The 26,560-nt window shown below is 62.9% G+C and carries 26 protein-coding genes; 7 read left to right on the plus strand and 19 right to left on the minus strand.

Annotation, left to right across the window (positions count from 1 at the left end; translation table 11 throughout):
* Window positions 1-42 precede the first annotated feature (42 nt).
* From rarD to lspA, 4 genes are read right to left on the minus strand one after another with little or no spacing between them, the layout of a single operon-like run.
* Window positions 43-981, minus strand: a complete 939-nt coding sequence (gene rarD, locus ACVZUB_RS17030) for an EamA family transporter RarD (RefSeq protein ID WP_064113284.1) — start codon at window positions 979-981, stop codon at window positions 43-45.
* 11 nt (window positions 982-992) lie between these two features.
* Complete coding sequence (locus ACVZUB_RS17035) at window positions 993-1,676, minus strand: hypothetical protein (RefSeq protein WP_275231722.1); 684 nt, start codon at window positions 1,674-1,676, stop codon at window positions 993-995.
* The gene (locus ACVZUB_RS17040) at window positions 1,673-2,599 is read right to left on the minus strand and encodes an RluA family pseudouridine synthase (RefSeq protein ID WP_007733161.1); all 927 of its coding nucleotides are present in this window, start codon (window positions 2,597-2,599) and stop codon (window positions 1,673-1,675) included. Before ACVZUB_RS17040 ends, ACVZUB_RS17035 begins: the two co-directional genes overlap by 4 nt.
* Window positions 2,596-3,282, minus strand: a complete 687-nt coding sequence (gene lspA / locus ACVZUB_RS17045; RefSeq protein ID WP_003941684.1) for a signal peptidase II — start codon at window positions 3,280-3,282, stop codon at window positions 2,596-2,598. Before lspA ends, ACVZUB_RS17040 begins: the two co-directional genes overlap by 4 nt.
* Window positions 3,283-3,350: 68 nt before the next feature.
* Between lspA and ACVZUB_RS17050 the strand changes: the two genes are divergently transcribed.
* Both ACVZUB_RS17050 and ACVZUB_RS17055 read left to right on the plus strand, forming a co-directional pair.
* Window positions 3,351-4,277, plus strand: a complete 927-nt coding sequence (locus ACVZUB_RS17050; RefSeq protein WP_003941753.1) for a hypothetical protein — start codon at window positions 3,351-3,353, stop codon at window positions 4,275-4,277.
* Window positions 4,274-5,041 carry a sensor domain-containing protein gene (locus ACVZUB_RS17055; RefSeq protein WP_482627557.1) on the plus strand — a complete coding sequence of 256 codons (768 nt, stop codon included), beginning with the start codon at window positions 4,274-4,276 and terminating at the stop codon, window positions 5,039-5,041. The genes ACVZUB_RS17050 and ACVZUB_RS17055 overlap by 4 nt, the downstream gene beginning before the upstream one ends.
* Before the next feature lie 364 nt (window positions 5,042-5,405).
* On the opposite strand, the gene ACVZUB_RS17060 is transcribed toward ACVZUB_RS17055, so the two are convergent.
* From ACVZUB_RS17060 to ACVZUB_RS17070, 3 genes are all read right to left on the minus strand, one after another.
* The gene (locus tag ACVZUB_RS17060; RefSeq protein ID WP_218694877.1) at window positions 5,406-6,056 is read right to left on the minus strand and encodes an NAD(P)-binding protein; all 651 of its coding nucleotides are present in this window, start codon (window positions 6,054-6,056) and stop codon (window positions 5,406-5,408) included.
* A 228-nt stretch (window positions 6,057-6,284) separates the two neighbouring features.
* On the minus strand, window positions 6,285-7,700 hold the full coding sequence (locus tag ACVZUB_RS17065; protein WP_063316143.1) for a DUF1254 domain-containing protein: 1,416 nt from the start codon (window positions 7,698-7,700) through the stop codon (window positions 6,285-6,287).
* Window positions 7,701-7,985: 285 nt separating this feature from the next.
* Window positions 7,986-8,927 (minus strand): helix-turn-helix domain-containing protein, encoded by a 942-nt coding sequence (locus tag ACVZUB_RS17070; RefSeq protein WP_063316144.1) that lies wholly within the window; start codon window positions 8,925-8,927, stop codon window positions 7,986-7,988.
* A 155-nt stretch (window positions 8,928-9,082) separates the two neighbouring features.
* Between ACVZUB_RS17070 and ACVZUB_RS17075 the strand changes: the two genes are divergently transcribed.
* The 5 genes from ACVZUB_RS17075 to gad all read left to right on the plus strand — a co-directional run bounded on the left by ACVZUB_RS17075 (window position 9,083) and on the right by gad (window position 14,289).
* Entirely contained in the window at window positions 9,083-10,681 is a 1,599-nt protein-coding gene (locus ACVZUB_RS17075) for an MFS transporter (protein WP_482627558.1), read from the plus strand.
* Window positions 10,665-11,498 carry an SDR family NAD(P)-dependent oxidoreductase gene (locus ACVZUB_RS17080; protein ID WP_312639261.1) on the plus strand — a complete coding sequence of 278 codons (834 nt, stop codon included), beginning with the start codon at window positions 10,665-10,667 and terminating at the stop codon, window positions 11,496-11,498. Before ACVZUB_RS17075 ends, ACVZUB_RS17080 begins: the two co-directional genes overlap by 17 nt.
* Window positions 11,495-11,857, plus strand: coding sequence for a YidH family protein (locus tag ACVZUB_RS17085; protein ID WP_054781930.1), 363 nt, complete (start codon window positions 11,495-11,497; stop codon window positions 11,855-11,857). Before ACVZUB_RS17080 ends, ACVZUB_RS17085 begins: the two co-directional genes overlap by 4 nt.
* Window positions 11,854-12,186: a DUF202 domain-containing protein gene (locus ACVZUB_RS17090; RefSeq protein WP_218694883.1), complete on the plus strand. Its 333-nt coding sequence runs from the start codon at window positions 11,854-11,856 to the stop codon at window positions 12,184-12,186. Before ACVZUB_RS17085 ends, ACVZUB_RS17090 begins: the two co-directional genes overlap by 4 nt.
* A 711-nt stretch (window positions 12,187-12,897) precedes the next feature.
* Window positions 12,898-14,289 carry a glutamate decarboxylase gene (gene gad, locus ACVZUB_RS17095; RefSeq protein WP_042452846.1) on the plus strand — a complete coding sequence of 464 codons (1,392 nt, stop codon included), beginning with the start codon at window positions 12,898-12,900 and terminating at the stop codon, window positions 14,287-14,289.
* 83 nt (window positions 14,290-14,372) lie between these two features.
* On the opposite strand, the gene ACVZUB_RS17100 is transcribed toward gad, so the two are convergent.
* The 12 genes from ACVZUB_RS17100 to ACVZUB_RS17155 form a co-directional block, all read right to left on the minus strand.
* Window positions 14,373-14,882 carry a WKL family lipoprotein gene (locus ACVZUB_RS17100; RefSeq protein WP_050655357.1) on the minus strand — a complete coding sequence of 170 codons (510 nt, stop codon included), beginning with the start codon at window positions 14,880-14,882 and terminating at the stop codon, window positions 14,373-14,375.
* A gap of 116 nt (window positions 14,883-14,998) precedes the next feature.
* The gene (locus ACVZUB_RS17105; protein WP_042452844.1) at window positions 14,999-16,363 is read right to left on the minus strand and encodes a DNA polymerase IV; all 1,365 of its coding nucleotides are present in this window, start codon (window positions 16,361-16,363) and stop codon (window positions 14,999-15,001) included.
* Between the two features lie 36 nt (window positions 16,364-16,399).
* Window positions 16,400-16,738 (minus strand): TfoX/Sxy family protein, encoded by a 339-nt coding sequence (locus ACVZUB_RS17110; protein WP_003941748.1) that lies wholly within the window; start codon window positions 16,736-16,738, stop codon window positions 16,400-16,402.
* Window positions 16,739-16,806: 68 nt separating this feature from the next.
* On the minus strand, window positions 16,807-19,920 hold the full coding sequence (gene ileS, locus ACVZUB_RS17115) for an isoleucine--tRNA ligase (protein WP_482627559.1): 3,114 nt from the start codon (window positions 19,918-19,920) through the stop codon (window positions 16,807-16,809).
* A gap of 281 nt (window positions 19,921-20,201) precedes the next feature.
* Window positions 20,202-20,516: a hypothetical protein gene (locus ACVZUB_RS17120; protein WP_007733197.1), complete on the minus strand. Its 315-nt coding sequence runs from the start codon at window positions 20,514-20,516 to the stop codon at window positions 20,202-20,204.
* A gap of 49 nt (window positions 20,517-20,565) precedes the next feature.
* A complete protein-coding gene (gene wag31, locus ACVZUB_RS17125) occupies window positions 20,566-21,393 on the minus strand; it encodes a DivIVA-like cell division protein Wag31 (RefSeq protein ID WP_003941722.1) in 828 nt (275 codons plus the stop codon).
* A 141-nt stretch (window positions 21,394-21,534) separates the two neighbouring features.
* Window positions 21,535-21,813 (minus strand): YggT family protein, encoded by a 279-nt coding sequence (locus tag ACVZUB_RS17130; protein ID WP_003941780.1) that lies wholly within the window; start codon window positions 21,811-21,813, stop codon window positions 21,535-21,537.
* 189 nt (window positions 21,814-22,002) lie between these two features.
* Window positions 22,003-22,653 carry a cell division protein SepF gene (locus tag ACVZUB_RS17135; RefSeq protein ID WP_003941752.1) on the minus strand — a complete coding sequence of 217 codons (651 nt, stop codon included), beginning with the start codon at window positions 22,651-22,653 and terminating at the stop codon, window positions 22,003-22,005.
* An 85-nt stretch (window positions 22,654-22,738) separates the two neighbouring features.
* Complete coding sequence (locus ACVZUB_RS17140; RefSeq protein WP_063316149.1) at window positions 22,739-23,488, minus strand: YggS family pyridoxal phosphate-dependent enzyme; 750 nt, start codon at window positions 23,486-23,488, stop codon at window positions 22,739-22,741.
* Window positions 23,489-23,494: 6 nt separating this feature from the next.
* Complete coding sequence (gene pgeF / locus ACVZUB_RS17145; protein ID WP_051649556.1) at window positions 23,495-24,262, minus strand: peptidoglycan editing factor PgeF; 768 nt, start codon at window positions 24,260-24,262, stop codon at window positions 23,495-23,497.
* Between the two features lie 108 nt (window positions 24,263-24,370).
* Complete coding sequence (gene ftsZ / locus ACVZUB_RS17150) at window positions 24,371-25,558, minus strand: cell division protein FtsZ (protein ID WP_003941788.1); 1,188 nt, start codon at window positions 25,556-25,558, stop codon at window positions 24,371-24,373.
* Between the two features lie 240 nt (window positions 25,559-25,798).
* A complete protein-coding gene (locus ACVZUB_RS17155) occupies window positions 25,799-26,437 on the minus strand; it encodes a cell division protein FtsQ/DivIB (protein WP_007733212.1) in 639 nt (212 codons plus the stop codon).
* Between the last annotated feature and the right edge of the window lie 123 nt (window positions 26,438-26,560).

A 26,560-nucleotide genomic window follows, 5' to 3' on the forward strand; every position in this document is an offset into this window, starting at 1 on the left:
ACCGGCGACCGACGTAGCGGAGTCGCCGTGCGCCGCCTCCGGTCACGTGACCGGAACCTCGGGTTCGGCGCTCGACCTCACCGAACGCCGCGAACGTCGACTGGCGACGAAGGTGTCTGTCGTGAAGATCACCAGTGCAGCCCAGATCAGAACGAAGCCGATCCACCGTGACGCCGGCATGTCCTCGTGCATGACGGCCACACCCCACGCCATCTGGAGCGCCGGGGTGAGGTACTGCAGCATGCCCATCGTCGCCAACGGAACTCTCTGAGCGGCGACGCCGAACAGGAGCAGCGGCAGCGCGGTGACCGGGCCGGCGGCAAGCAGCAACAGGCTGTGCCCGGTACCGCTGCTGATGAATGCACCGGCCCCGGTCAGGCCGAGAAACACGAGGTAGCCGACCGCGAACGGTGCGGCAACGACTCCCTCGGCAGTCAAACTGGTTCGAGGATCGAGCGGAACCACCTTCTTGACCAACCCATAGGTGGCAAACGAGCCGGCGAGCAGCAAAGCGACGATCGGAGGTTTCCCGAAGTCGACCGTGATCACCACAACTGCCGTGGCAGCGAGAACGAGCGCGGCGATCTGGGCGGGACGCAGTCGTTCGCGGAAGATCACGACGCCGAGCAGAACGGTGACCAGCGGGTTGATGAAGTACCCGAGAGCCGCCTCCACGACGCGGCCTGACACCACGGCATAGATGTACGTCCCCCAGTTCACGGCGATCGCCGCTGACGCCGCGGTCACCAGCAGCCAGGTGCGTGCGCTGATTCCGCGAAGCGATCCGAGGCGGCCGGCAAAGGCCAACACGATCAGCATCAACAGAAGGGTCCACACCACCCGGTGCGCCAGGATCTCGACCGGATCGGCGAAGTCGAGTAGTCCGAAGAATGCCGGGAACGTTCCCCACAACAGGAACGCCGCCACACCGTAGAGGATCCCCGAGGACGAACCGGACCTAGCGCGTTCGTCCTTGTTCACAGAACCGGAGTTCACGGGACCGGGCCGTCGTCGGGGCCGGGAGCAACGACGTCCACGTACTCCGGCAGCAAGGGGCGGACGGCTGCCAGCCACGGCGAGGCGTCGGACGGCAACGCTTCCACTGCACGGACGTTCGAGTCATGTTCGATCGCTTCGAGTCCTTCGGGAGTAGCTCGCACCAGCACGCCCACCGCGCAGGCGCACCCGGCGGACAATTGCTTCGCCGACGCGAGCGCCACCTGTTGCTGGCGATCGGTGTCGCCGCCGAGCGAGACCAGTCGCGTGGCTGCAACACCGGGCGATCTGCGCACTGCTTCGTCGTTGTCGGGAACGGGCACCGACATGAGCGGCGTCTGGACGCGTTCGATCGGAACTCGGAACATGACCCTGGACACGCGAACGCCCGAGACCTCAGCGCCCGGCACCTGAACACTGCTGGTCGACGTGATGACCTCGCCGACGGTGAGTGCCTTCGTGAACGAGACCAACGCCCACACCGGCCCGTCGACCGACGCAACAGAATCTCGCGCTCGGTCGAGGTAGTCCGGGACAGCTTCCCCACTGTCCGGACCCAGAGTGTCCGTCCGGATCGGCGGGGTCGGCACGGGATTCGCGAACCCCACGCCCACCACCGCCGCCACACCGACCACCACCGCGACGACGGCCGGCGCGGGGGTAAGCCCGCGCGGTGTCATGAGGACCGGAGAACTTCGAGTGCGTGTTCGAGATCCTTCGGGTACTTGCTCTTGATCTCGACCCAGCGACCGTCCGCCGGATGTGCGAATCCAAGAGACACGGCGTGCAGCCACTGGCGCTCGAGGCCGAGCCTTTCGGCAAGTCGAGGGTCCGCGCCGTAGGTCAGGTCGCCGCAGCACGGATGGCGCAACGCCGAAAAGTGGACACGGATCTGGTGTGTGCGACCGGTTTCGAGGTGCACGTCCAGCAGACTCGCTGCCTGGAACGCCTCGATGGTGTCGTAGTGCGTGACGCTGGGCTTGCCGTCGGCCGTGACCGTGAATCGCCAGTCGTTCCCGTGATGGCGTCCGATGGGCGCGTCGATCGTTCCGCTGCTCGGGTCGGGATGTCCCTGCACGAGAGCGTGGTAGCGCTTGTCGATGGTCCGCTGCTTGAAAGCGCGCTTGAGCAACGTGTACGCGCGCTCGGATGTGGCAACCACCATGACACCCGACGTTCCGACGTCCAGGCGGTGGACGATGCCCTGACGCTCGTGGGCACCCGACGTCGAGATGCGGAAACCGGCCGCGGCAAGTCCGCCGATGACGGTCGGTCCCGTCCACCCGACGCTGGCGTGCGCGGCAACTCCGACGGGCTTGTCGACTGCCACGACGTCGTCGTCGGCGTAGAGGATCTCCATTCCCTCGACCGGTGTCGCTTCGATGGTCAGGGGCCGCGGCGGTTCGGGCAGGACTACCTCGAGCCACGACCCTGCGGTCAGACGATCGGACTTGCCGACGGCCACACCGTCGACGAGTACCGAGCCTTCTTCCGCGAGTGTCGCGACCACGGTGCGCGAGAGTCCGAGAAGGCGCGCGAGGCCGGCATCGACGCGCATGGCATCGAGACCGTCGGGCACTGGCATCGAACGGGATTCCCTCACTTGGTTTCTCCCTCGGCTGCAGCCTTCGATTCGGTGAGCTTCTTGTCGTCCGCCTTGTGATCACGCAGGCGTTCACCGTTGGGTTCGAAGCCGAACAGTGTCAGGACGACGAGCAGAATCGCGCCACAGACGATCGCGGAATCCGCGATGTTGAACACCGGCCACCAGCCGACGGAGACGAAATCCACCACATGTCCGCGCATGATTCCGGGAGAGCGGAAGAATCGGTCGACGAGGTTACCCAGCGCGCCGCCGAGAACGAGGCCGAGACCGAGCGCCCACCACGGTGATCGGAGCGTGCGACCGATCTTGATCACACCGATGACCACACCGATTGCGACGAGAGTGAGGATCCACGTCATCGACGTCGCCATCGAGAACGCTGCCCCCGGATTGCGCACCATCGTGAATGTGACCACGTCACCGATGATTTCGATCGGCTGCCCCGGTTTGACCGCGGCGACTGCCCACACCTTCGTGAGAATGTCCGAGAGCAGGATGACAGCGGCGATGGCAATGAGCATGGTCAGCCGGCGGGGCTTTTCGACCGGCGCGACCGCCAGGTCACCGTCTTCCGATTTCACGGCTTCCGGTTTCACGGTTTCGGGCTCGTCGGCCTTCGAGATTTCGGTAATCGGCTGATCCTCCGCGTTGACATCTCGGTCTGGGTGGTCTGTACTCACGCAACCATCATCCCTCATGTTCACCGCACCGGGTCACGCACTCTGCAACTGCGGCTAGCCTGGAGCGCGTGCCACTGCTGTCCACGACCGGCCGACGCGTTCCGTTCGCCCTCGCTGCCCTCGCTCTCACCACCGTTCTCACCGCTTGCGGCGACTCGGATCAACCTCCGAACACCCCGACCTCCTCGCCGAGTGAGGTGACTGTTCCGGTGACCGCCGCGACGGTCGAAGTTCTCGAGGCGGGAAGCGAGCCGCGCGAGGTTTTGCGTACGAACTTGCCTGTCGGCACCACGCAGACGGCGACGCTCGTCACCCAGGCCGTCGTGAGTCAGCAGATCGATCAACAACCGGCGCAGGATTTCTCTTCGCCGGAGATCACGATCCCGCTCTCGGCAAACGTGACCGCTGACGATCCCACCGCAGTCGTAGACCTCACGCTGTCGTCGATGACCTCGCCCGATGCAACGCTGCAGGCTGCGCTGAGCGGGGCCGACGGGTCTGCGGCCGGATTGTCGGTCACGGATTCGGGCGCCATCACCGCCCTACGGTTGAAGCCCTCCGCCAACTCGGCCAATGCTGCCCGCGCTGCAATCGAACAAGCGCTGGGCCAAGCGGTCTACCGGACCGTTGCACTCCCCGACGCTCCGGTCGGTGTCGGCGCACGTTGGGTGGTTCGGCAGCAAGTCAGCAGCGAAATCCTGCTCGATCAGACAACCACCGTCACGCTCACCGCGCGCGAGGGCAATCGGCTTTCGCTCGCGGTGGACGTATCGCAGACCCCGCAGAGCCCGGTCTGGAACCTGGCCGGTGACGCCGGAACGCTGAACATCGATCAGTACGTCATGGCCGGCTCCGGAAACCTCACCGTCGACCTCTCACTCCCCTTGCCGATCGACGGACAGATGACCGTCGGCGGCGACCAGGCATACGGCGACCCGGACAGCTCCTCGGTGATCCGGCAGACCATCTCCAACAGCATTCGGTGGGAATCGTGACACGCCGGTCGCTTCTCGCACTTGGTCTGACCGCAACGGCGGCACTGTTCGTCGTGACCGGTTGCGGCTCGGACGACTCGCCTGGTGCCGACACGACTACGCAGGTTTCCGCCCCACAGGTCGGCTTGGCGCCGTTCACGGCTGCTCCGGCCGCACCGCTGAGCGGGGCGCCTCTCGACCGTGACGGCCTGCAACGAGCCGCGCTCACCCTGTCCGAGCTACCTGCCGACTTCGACGTAGTTCCCGACCCGGTCGACGACCTCGGCCTCGCACCGGCGCCGGAAAATTCGGAGGCGGACAAGTCGAGCACCGACCCCGCCGTCTGCGCCCAGGTTCTGGCCCCGATAGCCACCCAGGCTCCCGGATCGGTCGCCGACCTCTCCGACATGTTCACCGGCCCCGATTTCACGAGCATCGATCAGGACTCTGCTTCGTACGCCGACGGCACCGCGGCAGCAGCAGCTTTCGAGAAACTTCAGACCACGCTGGCCGGGTGTGCGGAGTATTCGGGAACCGATGCCGACGGAACGACAATCACCTATCGCGTCGGCGGAGCGTCGGACCCGAACATCGGCGACGCGTCTTTCGCTTTCCGAATCATCACGGAGAGTGGCGGTTTCACCTTGGTTGCCGACGCGATCGTGGCCGCAGTCGGGACGACGTTGACTCAGGTGTCCGCGACGGCGCCGAGTCCGATCGCCCCCGATGTTCTCCACTCGATGGCATCTGCCGCCGCCGATCGCCTGCGCGCCCAGTCACCGTAAACAGTTCGGCCGGAAACACTCTCGCGAACCTCCGGACTATGTTCTTGTGAATGGAATTGCCTCGCTGACGCTTCTGTGGTCTGTCAGCGCTCGGAAGATCGCTGTCTTCGGCCTTGGAACACGAAAAGGACGGCGGCGTTCGCAGAGCGCCGACAGCCCTCGATTCCGTTCCGTTCACCGGCACCCTGGCGAGCGTGCGAATGCATCTACGACCGCAGTGAACAGCACCGTCTCGAACATCTACGCCGAGCAGGGAATGTCAATTGGTGACGGCCACCGCGCCCGCGTCGACCGACTGGCCGTTAAGGCTCGCAAAATATCGGCTCGATGTCCGCACGCGCCGGCGTATCGAGATCAGGGTGCCTCATTCGGCAGGCGTCATTATGCACACGTGCTCACGCTCGGCGAATCCGCGGCCGGCGGCGTACAGCTCGCCAACCTGGGTACGGGCCCATGCCTCTGCCTGTTCCGTCTCCGGCTCGTGTACCCAGTAGATCGCAAGGTACGAACCGTCCGCGATCTCGGCCGCGACCGGTCCGCTCGCCGGGAAGCGCAGGTCTTTGAGTCGCATCGGCGCCACCCAACGGCGACCTGCGAACCAGCCTGGACCGATCATGCAGCCCGAGTAGATATGCTCAGTCGGGATGTAACCGGTCTCTTCCAGGTAAGGCAGGTAGACGTACGACTCGACGTCACAGCGCACACCCGGGTACCGATTCCAATACCAGGTGCCGCCGAAGTCCGTTGCGACATCAAGAATCTTGAAGTTGGTGACACCGACTTTCTTCAGTTCGACGCCAGCACTGATACCCATGAAGCCGGCGCCGACGATGAGCACGTCGAGATCGGCGGTCAACGGCGGTGCGGTGCGAGAATCGCTCGCATTCGGATCGCTGTCGAACGATGCGAAAGTACCTTCGAAATCAATCGCCTGAACGGTGTCGGCCCCGGTATTCGGCAGACGTTTGTCGCGCTCGGCCGCGTACTTTTCCCGAAACGATTCGAGATCTTCCACCTTCCGTTGTGATACCCAGAGGTGCGGATCTTCTCGCACAGGTTGCCTTCGACAGTCGCGGAACCGATACGGTCCGGCAGATTTCCACTACTGCCGGACCGCCTCGGCACTGGGTCCGGCTCGCATCATGGATCCGACTCAACTTGTACACCAACTCAATTCATACACAGACAGTCGATGAAAGAGTGGCCATTCGCGCCTACGAAGGCGGGGACCGGAACCCGAGGGTCATGCCCCCGCGCGCACCACCGGGGGCATCGGATAGGTGCCGTCGATCAGCTGCGCCAGGGGGCCGTAGAAGCGAGCCGCAATCTGGAAGCCATCCGTCGCGGAGACAGGAAGCCAATTCCTGGCAAGATCAGAATCAGAGGGTCGCTCAGCCTGGAGGTAGAACGTCAACTTCCCGTCCCGAACGGCGTATTCTCCGGCTCGCGCGAGGTAACTTGTTGCGCTGTAACGGTTCTCAGAGTTTTCGATAAAGTAGCCCTGAGAGTCGTATACCGGGAGCTCCCAGAACTCGGTGACCGGCGGCAAATCCTCCACGTCAAATGTAATGGTGTAGCAGTTCGCACCATCGAGAGGGAAACCCTCGGCGTCGTCGAACAGGTAACCAATTGTGTGGGACTGAAAGGGCACTGGGGTGCCCCACGCCACGTCGTTAGCACCAGCTTTGGCACGGTAGTCGAGATCGTCGTAGAAAAGGCTGGATTGCAACTTCCACCCGCTCATATCCACCTGCGTCTTCTCGAATGCCTGCCTGGCATCGGTCCGCGCCCGCGCGAATCCGCGATCGATCACCTCGCGCTGTTCATCGGTGATCTGCGAGGGGTCGAAGCAAGTCCCCGGACGCAACCCGAGCCGAGCGAGATTCGCGAGGGCTTCCCGCTCCTTTACCGAATCCGACCGGCGAGTCATGGAAGGATCGTTGATTACCAAACTCAGGAGCTGTAGATAGTCGATCGCGGTCATCGACTTTCCGATGTCGGCAATCAGGTCCATCCGCGGAAACGTGGCGTAGTCGGACTTGACAATTGGCTGATCCACGAGGTCCGGAACGCGGCCACCGCCGGCGTGCCACAGCGAAAGTGGAGCCGCGCGGACGCCCGTCACCGCGGCCCGTGCACCGGCCAGGTCCTGCTCAGTTCGACTCGTCACTGCCACGCGAACAGTGAGCACGAATGCATCGGACGGTGATCGCACGACCTCAGTGCCAGCGAACCCGGCCGGTAGGAGGCCTCTCCACCTCGGACCAACGATCACGTATCGCTGCGGCCCATTTCCGGTGAATTGCGATCCGGCCATGAAGAACCAGTCAATGTTCGGGCCAAGTGCCTGAATACTCCAGTACCGACCGTCAGCTACGCCCGGAGCTTCGATGACGACCGGATCGTTCGACAAGTCGAACATCCCACCGGAATAGAGCGTCGAGGCATTTACTGTCGTGGCGATGCGAACCTTGGCGTCGAACAAATCGAGGATCGGCTGGAGACGATTGAGCCCGCGATATGCCGGCTGCCCCTCCAAACCCGTGTAGACGTGCCGCAATTCGTAAAACCCGGCAAGATGTATGCCCCAGTCGAAGGCATCGGCGATCAGATCGCTGACATCGTCGACACTCAAAGACTGGTCGATCATGGTGGTCATCAAGGAACTCCTCGGGAGTCGTTACGTGTCAGTGAGATTCGCTCGACGCAAAGCCCCACACATCGCCGAAGAGACGTCGGCGACAGCCTCCTCGCACGGCCGCAGCCTTAGCGTCGATACGCCTCACACAAATTGCGTCCCAGAACTGAACGACCCGGGCAGTGCGGCGACCGGGAGCAATCGGACTCGGGCGCCGCAACTTCCATTGACGGTCTAAATATCGACCAGCACGGTCGGATATGGGAACGGATTGAGATTACAAGCCAATTCCTGATCAGTCAACGGTCAATGTCCGCGGCCGGCAAAGGGATTGCGGCCACCGACGTCGGATGTCACCGCGTCGGCCACCTGTTTCAGTGCCAACGCTCGGTTGGCGATTTCAAGGTTGCTGATCTCGCCGCCGACGTAGACGGTCAAAACGAGAGACTGGTGACCGTCCGCGTCGAAGGTCGGGGCCGCTACCAGGCTGACTGGGTGTTTTCCAGCGGAAGCGCGAACCGCTTCCCCGAGGAATCTCCGCTCGCCCAGACTCGACACCAGGTCACCGACAAGCTCGAGTACGGCAGGCGGCACGTCGTGCGCAGCAACCCCGGCCATCAGCCGGTGCAACCGCTGAACGGTCGGCGAGAGGTTCTCAACCAGATATCCTTCCGCCCGGCACTCGGCGGCCATCAGCCGGATGTGTTCGAAGTCTGTCCCGACAGCCAGCGCGGACTCGCTCCGCAGCCAACGTTCCAGCTCCTCGTCCGGTTCCCACAGCATGAACATGAGCCCCAGCGGCGGCGCGAACGGATACACGTCGCCGACACTGGCCGGCGGCTCGACGCCCGGGGGCGCGACCATCTCGAGAACCATGACATTGTCGCCAACCACGGCCGATGCCATACAGATAGCGCTGAACTGCTCACTCAGGCCCTCGAGACGGTCGCGCACCATCGAGCCCAGCGCAAAATCGCGCTGGGCCGCCCGCCCGGCCGAGACCAATGCTGGCCCAAGCCCGTAAGACTTGGTCTGTGTGTCACGAATGAGATATCCGCACGCGGTCAGTTCGGTCACGATGCCGAGACAGGTCGGTTTGGTGATTTCGCATCGGCGCGCAAGCTCTGAAAGACCGAAGCGCTTCCCCTGGTTACGCACCAAAAAGTCGATAACCTGCACTACGCGCGCAGTGGGCGGCGACACGACCTCCCTGCCTGCCGAGCGGTCCGCCACTTCGGAATCAACCATTGACCAATCCTTCCCAAGGCACTTACAGTAACGCGCATCACCTTACCGCATCGGTCGATATTTCGACCAATTGCGACACAACCTTGATACGCGCACTCCGTGCTACCAAAGTCCCTCACGGCCGACATCGCCGAATGTTCCGGGTCCGCGGACTCATGGATCGACGTTCGAATCGCCACGAAACCACAACTCAAGGAAACGAGACTGTCGTGACTCGACCTACAACCCTACCGCCGCAACAACGCCGAGCGCCTGAACGATCAACCAAATACTATGTGGGCCTGTTGATCTCGATCGTTCTACTGTTCGAAGTCGCCCCCCTCGAATACAGCATGGTGTACCCATCACTGCGATACATGGCGGCCGAATTCAACACTCCTGACATCGGCTGGGTGGTGACCATCCTCGGTCTTGTCGGGGTCGTCAGCTTGCCGATCATCGGCAAGCTCGGAGACATCTACGGCAAGAAGCGCATGCTGATGGTCGTCGCCGGCATATTCAGCATCGGAACGCTGACCTGCGCCCTCGCCCCGACCTTTCCGATTCTGCTGCTCGGGCGCGCCCTCGAGGCCGCGAGCGTCGGCATGACCCCGCTCGCTTACGGCCTCATCCGCGATGTCTTCCCACGACGCATGATCCCCGTGGCCCTGTCGGCAGTGTCCACCGGCATCGGATTCAACGGTATCGCCGGCCCGCTCATCGGCGGCTACCTCTCGACCGAGTTCGGTTACCGCGCAATCTTCTGGTTCCTCCTCGCCTATGTCGCCGTCATCGCCCCGGCGGTCTATTTCACCGCGCCGGAATCGCCGCTGCGCCTGTCCCAGCAGCTCGACTGGGTAGGCGCGGGCCTGCTGGGCGGCGGATCATTGCTGCTGATGCTCTCCATCAACCAGGGTCGCTCTTGGGGATGGGACTCACCAAAGACGCTGATTGCGTTCGCGGTCTCTGCGGTCCTGAGCGCGGTGTTCGTCCTCTACGAATTGCACACCACGCAACCTCTGATCGACATGCGGGTGCTGTGGGCGCGTGCCATGCGCAGCACGATGCTCGCAAGCTTACTCGGCTCATTCGCTATCGGTGGATACGCGTTCGCGTTGCCACTGATGCTCATGACGCCACGGGTTGACGGCATCTCTTACGGGTTCGGGCTCACTGCCTTCGCCTTCGCGCTGTGGACTCTCCCACATGGCATCCTCGCCATGGCGAGCGGCCCCCTGGCCGGACTGCTCGCGCGCAGCAGTGGCCCCCGGGCGAGCCTCATCGTCGCCATGACCGCGATCATGATCAGCCTGAGCCTGCTGGCCTTTGTGCACGACCAACAGTGGCAGATCATCACACTGGTCGCCATCTTCGGCGTCGGCCAGGGTTTCTTCTACGCAGCCAGCGCCAACCTTGTCGTCGAAGCGGTACCGCCATCTCAGACGGGGGCGAACGCCGGCGTACTCGGCTCCAGCAACAGCCTCGGCGCTGCATTCGGCGTCACCATCCTCAGCGCGATCCTCTCTGCGCACATTTGGTCCGTCGACCAAGGCACACGCCAGATCATTTACACGGATGCGGGATTCACCTACGTCTTCCTACTACTCGGTGCACTCGGCGCCATCGGTCTCATAGTGGCGTTCACGATGAGTCACGGACGCGCCCCCGCCTCCGGCGGAGCAACGATTGGCGCGAATACTGCACGTCCTGCCGCCGCGACAATACCGGTCAAGCAACAGTCCCCCACGGAGGCCACAAGTGACTATCACGCATGACAAGTTCTCCGGCGGCACCGCCGTCATCACCGGCGCGGCATCCGGAATCGGCGAGGGGCTCGCACGACACGCGGCCTCCATCGGAATGAACGTGGTGTTAGCGGACATCGACATGCCCCGGGCTGAACAACTCGCAGCCGAACTGTCAACGGCAGCCACCGAGGCCACTGCGGTCCAGACGGACGTCAGTGACCCGTCGTCGGTGGAGGGGCTGGCCCGGGCCGCGTACGAGCGGTTCGGCTCTGTCCGATTGCTCGTCAACAACGCCGGGATCGAGGCCCCTGGCCTATTTTGGGAGGTTCCGATAGACCGCTGGCAGCGGTTGCTGTCGATAAATGTGGGCGGTGTGGTCAACGGGGTCCACGCATTCCTCCCACGAATGATCGCGTCTGGCGAGGAGGCATACGTGCTCAATCTCAGCTCTATCGGTGGCCTCAGCGCGGGCGCACTGCAATCGCCATATCTCACGAGTAAGCACGCGGTGCTAGCCCTGACCGAGACGCTCTACCTGGACGTGAAGACCGTCGGCGCTCCCATTCAAGTATCGGCAGCACGCCCGGGCGCGGTACGGACCCAGATCTATTCAGGTGCTTCAGCCAGCGGCCTGGCCGGTGAAGCGCTTCGCGAGCAACTCGACCGGTACCTCGGCCAGGGCCTGACACCCGAGCAGGCTGCAGAGAGCATCTTCGCTCAGCTCGCGAAAGGCGCATTCTGGATCGGCACACAGCCGGAGGTCCTCGAGGCCTTCGCCGCATATCACGCGGATCATCTCACGAAGCTCACCCCGCCGGCCCCCTTCGTCGCCGTCGCCAAATGAGACCGTTCTGGTGCCCCGGTGCGTTCCGGGTCGGCGAAGACCCGGACCCTCGATTCACCCTGGCCAACGAACGCACATTCCTCGCCTGGATCCGGACCGCCCTGGCTTTGGTTGCCGCCGCCGTCGGCTTCGAGGCATTCGGCTCCGAGATGGTTGGCCCCACCGTTCACGCCACCCTGGTAGTTGGCGTGTTGACTGGGTCAACCATGCTGTCTGTCAGTGCATTTCATCGATGGATCGCGGTCGAACGCGCTTTGCGGTTGGGGCGAAGCCTCCCAGTCCCTACGTTCGCAGGCATCGCCGCGGGGCTTGTACTGGGATCCGCGCTGACGTTGTTGATGGTCGAGGTGACGCGGTGACACCCCTTCAACCCACACATGCCGACCGAGGGCTACAGCCAGAACGGACCACGATGGCATGGGTTCGGACTGGTACCTCCTTGGCTACGGCGGCGCTGATCTACCTGCGCTATGTCCCCGGCCCAACAGTCGCAATCGGTATTCTCGGGGGAAGCACGCTGATCGGTGCAGTCGGCATTATTGCAATCAGTCACCGAGGGCACCGCCGCAGATCCGACGATTTCGGGATCGGCCGCAGCTTCCCGGGGCCAACACGAAATTCAGCGCTGGTGTTGCTGGTCGCCACCTTGGCCATCAGCGCCGGGATCTTGGTGCTCGCCAGCCTGTGAATCGATGATGCTCCACGACCAAGCACGGCGCCCTGAACGCAATTTCACCAAAGGAGCCGAGCGCCGAGGCCAGGCGCCCCCGACACCCGAATCACCAAACCTCCAAAGTTCGACGGTTTTCGAAGATGTGGAATCCGCTGGCGGACAGGCTCACCGGCGATCAGGTCGCCGCGGGACAGACATGCGAACTCGCTCGCTGCACTGACGAGCGATGGGCAGGATCCTGTCGGCCGAAGGGTGTTTGCCGACAGGATCCGGCCCGAAGCTTCACTCGCGCTGTCGCAACTCGCGTTCGATCGTGCCTGCGTACCTCCAGCCACGAAATCTCCCGGGTGACGCTACTAAGACCGTCGGAGTCGCGGTGACTCTGCGAATTCATGTCAACCGGCGGATCGCTCCAGGAGGCAAGCCATCTGCGATCCGGCCCTTTCGTCGCAGTTGCGATCAGCGAAACAGAAGTCCGTCCTCGATTGCGGCGCGGCGGGCGCAGGGCCTCTGATTCTCGCCTGTCCTTACCTCGCATCGTAGGCCCACTCATGATTGTCACCACCGTGTGTTCTTTCGCCGCTTTCTACGATGTGTGCAGACTAGGACTTCAGACCGGATAATTGATTGATCATGGACCCTTTGACAACTGCCCGTCCACACTGAACGGTGAGAGTAGGTACGAAACAGACCAACGCGACACACTGATGTGAGGAGCCAGAGTTCATGCCGGAACCCAGAAGGTCAGATCACACCGATTACGTAGCCGTCAATCCGATCTTCTCGAGGCCTGGCGAGGATTCGGTTGCATCGAAGTACACACTCGAACCCGACGGCATGCTTCCCGAGACCGCGTATCAGATCGTCCACGACGAAACGATGCTCGACGGCAATGCGCGGCTCAATCTCGCGACGTTCGTCAGCACGTGGATGGACGATCACGCCACCAAACTGTATGCCGAGTCATTCGACAAGAACATGATCGACAAGGACGAGTATCCGCAGACCGCCGCGATCGAAACCTATTGCTGGCGTATCCTTGCCGACCTCTGGCACTCACCCTCCCCCAAGGACGCAATCGGCACCTCGACGATCGGTTCGTCCGAAGCCTGCATGCTCGGCGGCCTGGCGATGAAACGACGCTGGCAGCACGCACGAAAAGCCGCGGGCAAGTCCACCGAAAAGCCAAATCTCATCATGAGTTCCGCGGTCCAGGTGTGCTGGGAGAAGTTCTGCAACTACTGGGACGTCGAAGCGCGTTACGTGCCGATCAGCGAGGAACACCGGACCCTCGACGGTCACGATCTGGACAAGTACGTCGACGAGAACACCATCGGCGTAATCGCGATCATGGGTGTCACGTACACCGGGATGTACGAGCCGGTCCTGGAAATCTCGAAGGCACTCGACGCGATCCAGGAAAAGACGGGACTCGACGTTCCCATCCACGTCGACGGCGCTTCCGGCGCAATGATCGCCCCGTTCCTACAGCCCGAACTCGAATGGGATTTCCGGCTCCCACGCGTGCACTCCATCAACACCTCGGCGCACAAGTACGGACTCGTCTACCCCGGCCTCGGCTGGGTGGTCTGGCGATCGCAGGATCTACTTCCCGACGACCTCGTCTTCAAGGTGAGCTACCTCGGCGGCAGTATGCCGACCTTCGCGCTGAACTTCTCGCGACCCGGCGCTCAGGTGATCTTGCAGTTCTACTTGTTCCTGCGTCTCGGCCACGACGGCTATCGCGCGATCCAGCAGTCCTCACAGGACGTGGCGAAATTCCTCGCCGAAGGAATCGGGAAGCTCGACGCCTTCGAATTGTGGAACGACGGTTCCGACATCCCGGTCTTCGCGTGGCGCCTCGCCGAGGGCCACACGTCCAACTGGACGCTGTACGACCTCTCGGACCGGTTGCGAGGCAAGGGCTGGTTGGTGCCGGCCTACCCCATGCCGGACGATCTCGCGGATCTGACAGTGCAGCGCATCGTGGTTCGTAACGGACTGAGCATGGACCTGGCGGCCAATCTGCTGCGCATCATCGAAGAGGAAACCGCGTTCCTCGACGAACTGGACAGCCCGATGCCGCGGCCGCGCGTCACCGAGGGATTCCATCACTGACGTCGCTTACCACGTGAAGAGCGGCCGCCCACTCCCCTTCGGGAGTCGGCGGCCGCTCTGGTGTTTCAGGTGTTACCGAGAGATCAAGCAGCGCAAGCCGGCGAGGTCAGACCTGCAACGCCGACGATCTGGCAAGCGGTGGTCTTCGAGAGCTTCCAGACGCCGTCTTCGTAGACGAACGAAGCCTGCAGGCCCTGCTGCAGCGGCTGGCCGTTGACGACGATGTTCAGCGAAGCTGCTGCCGTCTCGCTGCCCGTGTCGGTGACCGGGTCGAGGATCTCGACCTGCGCGCCGGCAGCCTTGGCGGCAGCGGCGACCTGGTTGATCAGCTCGGGATCAGCCTCGGCGCCCTGGACGAGGTTGACCTTGTCTGCGGCCGGAACGGTTTCGTCGAGTGCCTGGGCGACCTTGGCGTTGAGCTCAGGGGCGGTCGGCAACGCGACCGGCGCATCTGTCGAGTCCGAGGCCGTCGTGGTCGTCGTGGTCTTCGACGTCGTGGTGGGCGAGTCGGTCTTGTCATCCGAGCCACAAGCGGTCATCGTCAGGGCTGCTGCGATCGCCACGGCTGCAACGGTCATCTTCTGAAGCTTCAACTTCTCAGTCCTATCCATTCGGGTGTTCACATTCGAGCGTCAGTCGAACATCGTGCTTGCTCGAGGATCGTCGACAACATTACCCAACGGTAAGCGGAAAAAGTCTAAGGACATCCTCAGAGAAGGCTGTCGACCGCATCTGCTACCTCGAGCACCTCATCGGATTCGGCAAAGGTTTTGGCGATTCCCGTTCCGCTGGAACGGGTTTCGAAGCGAACGGTGACCACACCGTGCCCGGCGCCCTGCACCCAACCGTGTCCGTATTCTGGATGCTTCACGTCCAAACCGGGGTGCCAGTAGCGCTGAGGGACACGTGCTGCCACCGGAACGTCGAGTTCGGCCTCATCGAGGGCGCCCGTGAGAGTCTCGACCGGATAGCCGGGAACATCCTGATCCAACTCGGGAAAAAGTGATCCTTGCCGAACGGTGGACAAACCGGCGAATCCCACACCGACCAGGCGAATCGGCCCCAATTCCTGTGGATCGATGACCTGTTTCTGCGCAGTCGCGATGAGGATTTGGCGGTCGATGGTGGCAAACGGCAGCGTCACGGATCGAGTCAAGATACTCATATCGGACTTCTTGAGCTTCAGTACGACGGTGCGAGCAGCTCTTCCGTCCTTCTCCAGCCTGGAAAATGCTGCACGACCACTACTTTCGACGGCGGCGCGCAGTTGCGCCATCGTGACGATGTCTGCGGCGAAAGTGGATTCCGCGCTGATCTGCTTGGATTCGGCACGCTCGGCGACCGGCCGATCGTCGATCCCCTGCGCAAGCCGATGCAACCCCGGACCGACAGTGGTTCCGAGTATCGACGCCACCTCCGCTATGGGAGTGCGGGCAAACCCACCGATGGTTTCGATGCCGAGACGCTTGAGCTTTTCCTCGGCAACAGGGCCGATCCCCCAGAGCTTTCGCACCGGCAGTGGATCGAGCAACTCGTGCTGCATCCCGGGAGGAATCACTGCGACGCCGTCGGGCTTTGCCAGTCCCGACGCGATCTTGGCGACCTGCTTACCTGCGCCGGCCCCGATCGAAGCGACCAACCCGGTCTCGGCTTTGATCAACGCCCGCAGGTCCTCGCAAAACGCGCGGACCTCGTCAGCTCCGACACCGGCCAACTCCACCGGTTCCCCGAAAGCCTCGTCCACCGACAGTTGCTCGAGGATCGGCATACGAAGGCGCAACGCGTCGAACGTACGTTTACTGAGAACCGAGTACAGGGACATCCGTGGCGGCAATACCACCGCTCCACCACCGACCATCCGGCGTGCTTGATGCATCGGCATTGCCGAACGCGCACCGAAAACTCTCGCTTCGTAACTTGCCCCGGCCACCACCCCGCGCCCGCCCAAGCCGCCGACCAGCACCGGGCGACCTCGCAGAGTGGGGCGGGTCAACTGCTCGGCGGAAGCGAAAAACGCATCCATGTCGAGATGCAGCACCCACCTACGACTTCGTGTGGGATCACCTTGATTCATCGGGCGTTACGGTTCTCTCAAAAGTAGGTGCAGAATTTACGTCCGCGCCTTCTTCTTCGGCGACTTCTTCTTCGGCAGGGGCAATACGTCGGCAGTCCGTTGAATGAAGGCGTGCAGGTGATCGAGGTCCTGCAACCGTTCCTCCGTCACCCGGTAATAATCCTTCGCTCCCGGGTACGGCGGAGCCAGATCGGCCTCTGATCCGAACTCCGTACTGACCTCGGTGGGTTTGACGAACAGAACGTCTCCGCAGATCAAGCCCACGATCTTCTCGTCGCAATACAGTCCGTACTCGCCGAACATCGCCCTTGCCCGCACGTCGAGCGGTTCCAACTGCTCGAGAATGCGCGCCACGGTTTCCTTGCTCGTGCTCATGAGAGCAAACTACTCCGGCACCCCGACATACAGACATTCATCGGGGAGCCGGAGTAGCTATGGCGGTATTAGACCTTCGTGATCGCGGCGCGGATACCGTCACCGAGATCGACGGCGTCGTCTCCCGCTTCACCCACCGAGAAGGAGGTGGCCAGAACCTCACCGGCGATCAATTCGCGATGACGCTCTGCCCACTCCTTGCAGTCCTGCGGAACCTCGAGCACGACGTTGATCCGGTCCGAGACGTCCAAACCGGCGGCACGGCGCGCATCCTGCAACTGACGGATACGGTCCTTGGCCCATCCCTCGGCTTCGAGTTCCTCCGTCACAGCGGAATCGAGTACGACCAGTCCCGCACCGTCCGGCAGAGCAGCCGTCGAATCCGGCTCGGCCGCAACCAGTTTCTGCGTGTACTCCTCGGGCAGCAGTTCGATGCCCGCCGCAACCACGACGCCGTCCGCGTTCTCGGTCCAGTCGCCCGCCTTGACCGCCTTGATGACAGTCTGAACGGACTTGCCCAGACGCGGTCCTGCAGCACGCGCATTGACCGCGATCTCGAAGCGCCCGTGCACGTCGACGTCATCGGTCAGATCAACCTTCTTGACGTTGACCTCGTCGGCGATCAGTCCGAGGAACGGACGCAGACGCTCGGCATCCGGCGCCGCAACCGTGACCTCGGGCAGCGGAAGACGAACACGCAGATTCTGCGCCTTGCGCAGGCTCAGCACCGTGGAGCACACGGTCCGGACGTCGTCCATCGCCGCTACCAGCTCGGGGTTCGCGGGGAGCTCCGACGCCTCGGGCCAATCAGCCAGGTGAACCGATCGCTCCCCGGTCAGCCCGCGCCAGATCACCTCGGACACCAGCGGCAACAGCGGCGCAGCGAGACGCGTCACGACCTCGAGCACGGTGTGCAGGGTGTCGATCGCGTCGCGATCCTCGTCCCAGAACCGCGAACGAGACCGTCGCACATACCAGTTGGTGAGCGCATCACAGAACAACCGAAGCTCGTCGCACGCGCCGGCGATGTCGTTGACCTCGAGGGCCTCGGTGATCACGTCGCGGGTGGTAGCGAGCTTGGCCAGGATGTACTGATCGAGGATGTTCTCCGAGTCGGTACGCCACACACCGGATTCCGGGGCGTACAACTGCAGGAAGCTCCAGGCGTTCCACAGCGGGAGCAATGCCTGACGCACACCTTCGCGGATGCCCTGCTCGGTCACGATGAGGTTTCCGCCGCGCAAGATCGGCGAAGACATCAGGAACCATCGCATCGCATCGCTGCCGTCGCGGTTGAACACCTCCTTCACGTCCGGGTAGTTGCCCTTGGACTTGCTCATCTTGAGTCCGTCGTCGCCGAGCACGATGCCGTGCGCAGCAACGGTTTTGAACGCCGGACGATCGAAGAGTGCGGTGGCCAGCACGTGCAGCGTGTAGAACCAGCCGCGAGTCTGCCCGTTGTACTCGACGATGAAATCGCCCGGGAAATGACCCTCGAACCATTCACGGTTCTCGAATGGGTAGTGCACCTGCGCGTACGGCATCGAACCGGATTCGAACCAGCAGTCGAGCACCTCGGGAACGCGGCGCATCATCGACTTCCCGGTTGGGTCGTCGGGGTTCGGGCGGACCAGGTCGTCGATCATCGGGCGATGCAGATCGGTCGGACGCACACCGAAGTCTGCCTCCAACTGATCGAGCGATCCGTAGACGTCCGTACGCGGGTACTGCGGATCGTCCGAGACCCACACCGGGATCGGGCTGCCCCAGTAGCGGTTTCGGCTGATGTTCCAGTCGCGTGCACCTTCGAGCCACTTGCCGAACTGGCCGTCACGGATGTGCTCGGGCACCCACGTGATGTCCTTGTTCAGCTCGACCATGCGATCGCGGAACTTGGTGACCGCGACGAACCACGAGGGAACCGCCATGTAGATGAGCGGCTGCCCACTGCGCCAACTGTGCGGGTACGAGTGCTCGATCGTCTCGTGCCGCAGCAGCTTTCCGGCAGCCTTGAGGTCCTTGATGATGACCGGGTTGGCGTCGAACACCATCAAGCCCTCGTACGGCGGAACCATCGAGGTGAACTTTCCACCCGGATCGAGCGGCTGCACGACCTCGATACCGTTGGCCGTGGCGACATCCATATCCTCCTCACCGAAAGCCGGTGCGAGGTGGACGATTCCGGTTCCGGAATCGGTTGTCACGTAGTCGGCCGAAAGCACGACGTGCGCGTTCGGATGTCCGAGGAAGAAGTCGAACGGCGGTACGTACGACAGTCCGACCAGCTCGGCGCCCTTGTGACGGGAAACGACCTCGGGGTCCTCCCCCAGCTCACGTGCGTAATGAGCAACCCGTGCTTCCGCGAGCACGTACCGCTTTCCGTCCTCGCCGAGCACCTGGACGTAGTCGACCTCGGGATGAACCGCAGTGGCCAAGTTGGACGGCAGTGTCCACGGAGTCGTGGTCCAGATGATCGCGTTTGCGCCGTCCAATGGTGAACCCGGAGCGACCAGCGGCATGTCGACCGTGACTGCAGGATCCTGACGCATCTTGTACGCGTCGTCGAGACGAGTCTCCTGATTGGACAGCGGAGTCTGCTCGTACCAGCTGTAGGGCAGCACGCGGAAGCCCTGATAGATCAGGCCCTTGTCGTGCAGCTCCTTGAAGGCCCACATGACGGACTCCATGAAGTCGACGTCCAGGGTCTTGTAGTCGTTGTCGAAGTCGACCCAACGTGCCTGGCGGGTGACGTAGTCGCGCCACTCGTCGGTGTACTTGAGCACCGAGGCCTTGCAGTACTCGTTGAACTTGGCCAGACCCATGACTTCGATCTCGGCCTTGTCCTTGATACCGAGTTGCTTCTCCGCTTCGAGTTCTGCGGGCAGGCCGTGGCAGTCCCAGCCGAAGCGTCGCTCGACCTTGCGTCCACGCATGGTCTGGAAGCGCGGCACCAGGTCCTTGACGTACCCCGTCAGCAGGTGACCGTAATGCGGCAAGCCGTTTGCGAAGGGCGGTCCGTCGTAGAAAACGAACTCTTCGCTGCCGTCCCGATTGGAAACCGACGCACGGAAGGTGTCGTCGTCGTCCCACTGTTTCAGGACTTTCTGTTCCAGTTCGGGGAACTTGACTCCGGTGTCGGCGGGGACACCGTAGTCGACTTTGGGATACCCGTTACTCGCCATGGCGATCTCCTCGTGCCAGTCGGACTCGGCACGGGGACGACGTGGCGCTTGTGCGCCGACACCGCGGTACCACCCCGTTTGCACCCCGTAGATCCGCGCTTGGATCCCGAGGTGCCACTCGATCGAGCTGTGACGGGCTCACCCGTTCGGTTCTACTGAGTTCTGGGCGCCTGAAGCGACAAGAACCGTTCTTCCGAAAGCTCCCCGGTGATTGCCGGATCACAGCCTGGTATTCGTGTTGGACAGTCTAATACTCGTCCTGGACCTTGTCGGAACTCGCCCTAGGACTTGTCGGGGCCACCCGGCGACTCGCCATGATTTCTCTGATTGTCATCGTTGGCGGTGGCTGCATCGTCGATCGACGAATTCGAGGAACTCTCGACTCGACCGTAAGGCGACGACATTCCGCTGCCCGATGCCGGGTCATCCAACGAAGGAACCGCCTTCCTGCTGGTCAGCGCACTGACCAGCAGGAGGACGGCACCTGCTACACAAATCGCGATACATGCCCACGCCCAGATCAACGACCCTGTGGTCAGGGCGACGATCAGGAGAGCGAAACCAACTCCCGCGAGAACCAACGTCACGACCAGCACGTATCAACCTTTGTCCGGTCCGATAGCTGAGCCGACGGGGCGCTCTCGGTCAGCTGTTTCCCTTGGCGAAGGACGGGCTGTAGGAATCCTGTCCACCGTCGACCGGAACGGCCGAGCCGCGCTGTTCGAGCTCTTCGAGCTGCGATTCCAGGTAGGACTTCAGGCGCACCCGGTACTCGCGTTCGAACGTCTTGAGCTGCTCGATACGGCCCTCGAGGACCGAACGCTGCTGGTTGATGGTCGCCATGATTTCGGTGTGCTTCTTCTCGGCGTCCGCCTTGAGAGCGTCTGCCTTCTCCTGAGCCTGGCGAAGCTGGGTCTCGGAGCGAGTCTGAGCGTCGGTGAGCATCGCCTCCGACTTGTTGCGCGCATCCGCGATCATGCCGTCAGCCTTGCTGCGAGCCTCGCTCATGAGCTGCTCGGAGTTGGTGCGGGCACTGCCGAGCAGCTGCTCGGACTCGGTCTTGGCATCGTTGGTGAGGCGATCCGCCATCTCCTGAGCCAGTCCGAGGACCTTTGCGGCCTGCATGTGGGTGTCGCCGCTCTGCGGCGCTGCAACGGCAGCGGCGGCGGGAACCGGCGCTGCAACAGGTGCAGGCTTGGGCGGTTCGACGACCCGAGCGGGCTCCGGCTTGGGCTGCGCTGCGACGGGTGCTGCCTGCTGAGCAGGTGCCGGCGACTTCTTGGCAGCCGCGAGCTCCTGATCCAGCTCACCTACGCGCTGGCGCAGGTCCGCATTCTCTTCGATGAGCTGCGACAGCGCCTGCTCGACGAGGTCGAGGAATGCGTCGACCTCGTCCTCGTTGTAGCCACGCTTGCCGATAGGCGGCTTGCTGAACGCAACGTTGTGCACATCAGCTGGAGTCAGTTGCGGCATGGAAGGATCCCTTCACGCGTCATTTGGCGGTCTAGCAAGCATTCAGTTGCAACACAGTCTACGTAGTGGCGAACTACGTAGTGGCGAACCACTGGATGAGTTATGGCATCCATTCTGGCACACCACTCACTCGGACTGCGCTCAGCGAACAACCGACATCAGGATGATGACGATGAAAAGCAAGACCATGATGGATAGATCCAAGCGAACTCCACCGAGGTTGATCGGGGGGATCAACCTGCGGAGCAGTTTCACCGGAGGATCGGTGATCGTAAAAATGGTTTCGAGAATGACTGCGACCAATCCGGTCGGTCGCCAATCTCTGGCAAACGAACGAACGAACTCGACGATCACTCTGCCGATCAGCAACAGCCAGAAGACAACCAGCACCAGATAGATCACAGAGAGAAGCGCGTCCACACCCTCACTCTGCCTGACTTCTGCGGTGTGTCCAAAACAGACACACCGCAGCAATTCCGGAACCGGTCCGCATCGAGTCCGTCTTGTAACGGCCGGCGATGGGTCCGAATGCGGCGTCCGCCGAGGCGGGCCGCCATTCGAATGTGCTCACGTCACCCCTGCTCAGGGGCCGGACTGCGGTCGAGACCATCATTTCTGGCTGTAGAAACCCGTCTCGGCGATCCGACGGCGCTCCTCGGCGGAAACGTCGATGTCGGCCGGTGAGAGAAGAAACACTTTGGTGGCTACCTTGTCGAAAGAACCACGCAATGCGAACGCCAGGCCGGCCGCGAAATCGACCAGACGCTTCGCGTCGGCGTTGCTCATGTCGACCAGATCCATGATGACGGGAGTGCCGTCCCGGAACCGCTCACCGATCGTGCGGGCCTCTGCGTAGCTCTGCGGACGCAGTGTCGTGATCTTGGCGAGCGGGCCGCCGTCGTCGACAACCGGCGCACGTCGCGCTTCGGGTCGCTCTGCGCGCGCGTCGACCGCGAGGTTGCCACGGCTTGCCGGGCGCGGCGCCATCGCCGGGCGGCTGCTGCGGCTGGGAACGGTGTCGACGCGGGGCCGGGAATCGTAGCGATCGAACTCCGCGTCCTCTTCGTCACGACGACTGGGCGCGTAGCTCGCCTTCGAGAAGGCAGGTTCGACGAACTCGCGGTCGTCGCGCTCGGCATAGCCGTCGTGACTACGACGGGGTGCGCGGCGAGCCTGATCGGGCTCCTCCACGTATTCGTCCTCGTAGTCATCGAGGGGAACCATGCCGAAGTAAGCCTTGAACTTATGCAGGTTGCTCATTGATCGACCTTCCTTGGCGCGGCGGAATCAATCCGACTGCGACCGGTCGCAGCGGTGTGGACGGGTTGGGCGATCACCTGAGCGATCACCTCGAGATTACTGGTCGTGAGCCGAGCAGTGCGGTTCCGACACGCACGCAGGTTGATCCGTGGCGCACTGCAGCCTCCAGATCGCCGGTCATACCGGCCGAGAGTTCGGTTGCCCGGGGATGCGATTCGAGGATCAAAAGATGTGCCCTGCGGAGGATTTCGAACTGCTCGTCCGGATCTGATCCAAGCGGCGGGACGGCCATCAGTCCCGCGAATTCGAGACCTTCGGCTGATTCGATCCTCTCGGCGAGAGGCGTTAGCTCGCCCGTCGGAACTCCGCCACGCGCGGGGTCTCCGTCGAGACTTACCTGGATGAGCGCCCGGAGCGGCTCCGTGCGCTCACCGCCCGACAAAGCACTCAGCGCAGCCCGATCGAGTGCATCGGCCAGTCGCGCACTGTCCACCGAGTGAATTGCATAGGCCCACTTCGCTACCGACCGAGCTTTGTTGCGCTGCAACTGTCCGATCATGTGCCAGCGAACCGGATCATCGATCGCGCCCGTCTGTGCAGCGCCGTCGAAGTCCGCGACCTTCTCCACTGCTTCCTGCTCACGCGACTCACCGAATTCACGGCAACCCAGTTCGTACAGGATTCGAGCGTCGGACGCCGGAAAGAATTTGGTCACCGGCAGCAGTGCTACGTCGGAAACCTCGCGACCGGCGGCAAGGCAGGCGGCCGCCAATCGCGCCCTCACCGAGTCGAGTGCCGTCGATATTTCTGTCAGCCGCATTTCCGTCTCGCGCATTTCTGCCTAGACGGTTTCCTGCGCTGCGGGCGCTTCCATCCAGATCACTGCAGCTTGACGCCCGGTCAGAGATTCTCGGCGATGACTGAACAACGCGCGATCCTCGATCGTGCACCGCGGGTCCTCGGCGACACCGGACACACCCGCGGCGAGCAACTGCTTACGCAGTCCCGCACGCAGATCGAGCCCCGGCGTGCCCTTCTCGGTGCGAGTTGCGCTGCCCGGCAAGTGCTTTTCCACGTCCGCGCGCATCGCAGCGGGAACCTCGTACTGGCGTCCGCTCGCAGCCGGACCGAGGAAGGCGCCGATACGCGAAACGTCCGCGCCCTGACGCACCATCTCCGCGAGGACGCGCGGGACGATACCGATGCGGGCACCGATCCGTCCGGCATGAACGGCCGCGATCACACCGGCCTCCTCGTCGGAGAGCAGAACGGGAACACAATCTGCACTGAGGGTGGCGAGCGCCAGGCCGGGTACAGTGGTGACCAGAGCATCCGTCGCCGGAATCACTTCGTCGGTCGGTTCCGTCACGACAGTGACGTTGCGCGAATGGATTTGTTCCATCCACACGAGATGGTCAGGCTCGACGCCTATTTCGCGTGCCAGACGTCGGCGATTCGCATCGACGGCTGCCGGATCGTCTCCGACGTGATCGCCCAGATTGAACGACTCGTACGGTGACGCGGAAACACCACCGGCTCGGCTGGTCACGACGCGGCGAATGCGGGTGCGGGTGGTCGACTTCTCGGTACTCAAGATAAGTGTGCTCACAAACGTCGAAAGTTGTCGTCCGGCTCAGACGTGACCGGACATCCAGTCAAGAACAGGGTACCCAGAAATTCCGGGCACCCTGTTCTCGAAACTGTTTGTAGCCCTACGTCAGCGACGCATGAAGACCGGCACGTCGACGTCGTCGTCGCCCTCGTCTTCCTGGACCGGCGCATGGCGGGGGCCACCGATCGGAGGCAAGCTGCCCGAACCGGTGGTCTCGCGCGCTGCGGAAATCGGCTGCTCGCCAGCAGGTTCGGCGGCCACCGGCGACCGGCCGACCTCACCCGCGCGCCCGGCGCCGATAGCTCCACGTCCCTGCGCGGTCGACTCCACGGGACGACGAGCCGGAGCTCCTCCGTCGAATCCCGCAGCGATGACCGTCACACGAACCTCGTCACCGAGTGAATCGTCGATGACCGTTCCGAAGATGATGTTGGCGTCGATGTGGGCAGCTTCCTGCACCAGCGAAGCCGCCTCGTTGATCTCGAACAGACCCAGATCGCTACCGCCGGCGATCGACAGGAGCACGCCGCGGGCGCCTTCCATCGAAGCTTCGAGGAGCGGGGAATTGATCGCGGATTCCGCCGCCTTGATCGCGCGTCCCTCACCCCGCGAGGAACCGATTCCCATCAACGCACTACCGGCACCGGACATGACACCCTTGACGTCCGCGAAGTCGACGTTGATCAGACCCGGAGTGGTGATGAGGTCGGTGATGCCCTGGACGCCGTTGAGGAGAACCTCGTCCGCGCTGCGGAACGCGTCCATCAGGCTGACGGCCGCGTCACCCAGCTGGAGCAGGCGATCGTTGGGAATGACGATCAGTGTGTCGCAGGACTCGCGGAGCGCCTGGATTCCGGTATCCGCCTGTCCCCCACGACGCTTGCCCTCGAAAGAGAACGGTCGCGTCACGACGCCGACGGTGAGTGCGCCCAGCTTCCGGGCGATGCTTGCCACGACAGGGGCACCACCGGTTCCGGTGCCACCGCCCTCGCCTGCGGTCACGAACACCATGTCGGCGCCCTTGATGACCTCTTCGATCTCGTCCTTGTGATCTTCGGCTGCCTTGCGACCCACTTCCGGGTCGGCACCGGCGCCGAGGCCACGGGTCAATTCACGACCGACGTCGAGCTTGACGTCGGCGTCACTCATCAGAAGGGCTTGCGCGTCCGTGTTGACCGCGATGAACTCGACTCCCTTGAGTCCCTGTTCGATCATGCGGTTGACTGCGTTCACGCCGCCGCCGCCGATGCCGACGACCTTGATTACGGCGAGGTAGTTGTGCGGGGGCGTCATCGGCTCTCGCCTTCCGTGTCGTGTTTCACGCTGCTTGTCAGTGCTGCTGTCTTTTTACTGCTGCTGTATTTGTCACTGCTGGTGTTCGAGATAAACCCTAAACCTCAACCACAGGGTTAGAGTTATGTCAAGTATTCGATCTGAAACGAAACGCTATGCACCGTCGTCGCGTTCCGCCATTAGGCGCGCCGAGACACACCGAAGTATTTGCTGCGCACTGACGCACGGCTGCACCGGGCGCTATCGCACCGTCGGCAGATCAGGACTGGACACGTCGTACGTCTGCCCCGGTTGGGTCAACAGCGGAAGCGTCACAGCAGCCTTACGATCCGAGTGCTCGACACCGCCCCAGTTTACGACGCGACCGTCGAGCAGAGTCAGCGTGACACTCGAAATCGACCGAGCGGCAACCTCTCCCACCTGAAATCTCAGATCCGGCGGCAACACCGACAACACCTCGAGCGCGGCAAGCGTCGGCTCGTCGTTCCACCCGGGCGTCGGTGTCACCAGACGCGGAACCCCGGGCGGCGGGACGCCCATCTCGAAGTCGACGCCCTTCTCGTCCAGCAGGTGTGCACCCTCAGGTGAGTCGACGAAGACGACCGGTACCCGTTCGGTGACGGTGACGCGGATAGTCGACGGATACATCCGCTGCACACGAGCCGAGGCCACCTTCGGAATCGTCGCCACACGTGCGGCGGCGGCGCCGGTGTCTACCCGCATCAACGGCTGACCGGTCGGTACGGCCAGGAGCGAAAGGATCTGTTCCTCACTGACGGTCGTCGCACCGAGAACTTCGGTGCCCCGGACCGAGAGCACCGGAGACAACCAAGCCGTCAACGCAATTCCCACCACCAGCACGATTGCCAGCGGTGCCACGATCAGCGGTCGCTTGAACCACTTACGAGTCGGTGTGGGTTCGGGAGCCGGCTCCGTCGACCGCGTCGAGTATCGCGATTCGGTGCGAGTACTGCGCCGACGCGTACTGGTGGCTTGTCTGGC

Source organism: Rhodococcus sp. OS5 (assembly GCF_056837585.1).

Coding starts and splice junctions, on each gene's coding strand:
- ACVZUB_RS17135 (WP_003941752.1), bottom strand. CDS start 22,653: ATGAGCAACCTGCATAAGTTCAAGGCTTACTTCGGCATGGTTCCCCTC.
- ileS (WP_482627559.1), bottom strand. CDS start 19,920: ATGGCGAGTAACGGGTATCCCAAAGTCGACTACGGTGTCCCCGCCGAC.
- ACVZUB_RS17085 (WP_054781930.1), top strand. CDS start 11,495: ATGAGACCGTTCTGGTGCCCCGGTGCGTTCCGGGTCGGCGAAGACCCG.
- ACVZUB_RS17035 (WP_275231722.1), bottom strand. CDS start 1,676: ATGACACCGCGCGGGCTTACCCCCGCGCCGGCCGTCGTCGCGGTGGTG.
- gad (WP_042452846.1), top strand. CDS start 12,898: ATGCCGGAACCCAGAAGGTCAGATCACACCGATTACGTAGCCGTCAAT.
- wag31 (WP_003941722.1), bottom strand. CDS start 21,393: ATGCCGCAACTGACTCCAGCTGATGTGCACAACGTTGCGTTCAGCAAG.
- ACVZUB_RS17105 (WP_042452844.1), bottom strand. CDS start 16,363: ATGAATCAAGGTGATCCCACACGAAGTCGTAGGTGGGTGCTGCATCTC.
- ACVZUB_RS17070 (WP_063316144.1), bottom strand. CDS start 8,927: ATGGTTGATTCCGAAGTGGCGGACCGCTCGGCAGGCAGGGAGGTCGTG.
- ACVZUB_RS17075 (WP_482627558.1), top strand. CDS start 9,083: ATGGATCGACGTTCGAATCGCCACGAAACCACAACTCAAGGAAACGAG.
- ftsZ (WP_003941788.1), bottom strand. CDS start 25,558: ATGACGCCCCCGCACAACTACCTCGCCGTAATCAAGGTCGTCGGCATC.
- ACVZUB_RS17110 (WP_003941748.1), bottom strand. CDS start 16,738: ATGAGCACGAGCAAGGAAACCGTGGCGCGCATTCTCGAGCAGTTGGAA.
- ACVZUB_RS17065 (WP_063316143.1), bottom strand. CDS start 7,700: ATGACCACCATGATCGACCAGTCTTTGAGTGTCGACGATGTCAGCGAT.
- ACVZUB_RS17140 (WP_063316149.1), bottom strand. CDS start 23,488: ATGCGCGAGACGGAAATGCGGCTGACAGAAATATCGACGGCACTCGAC.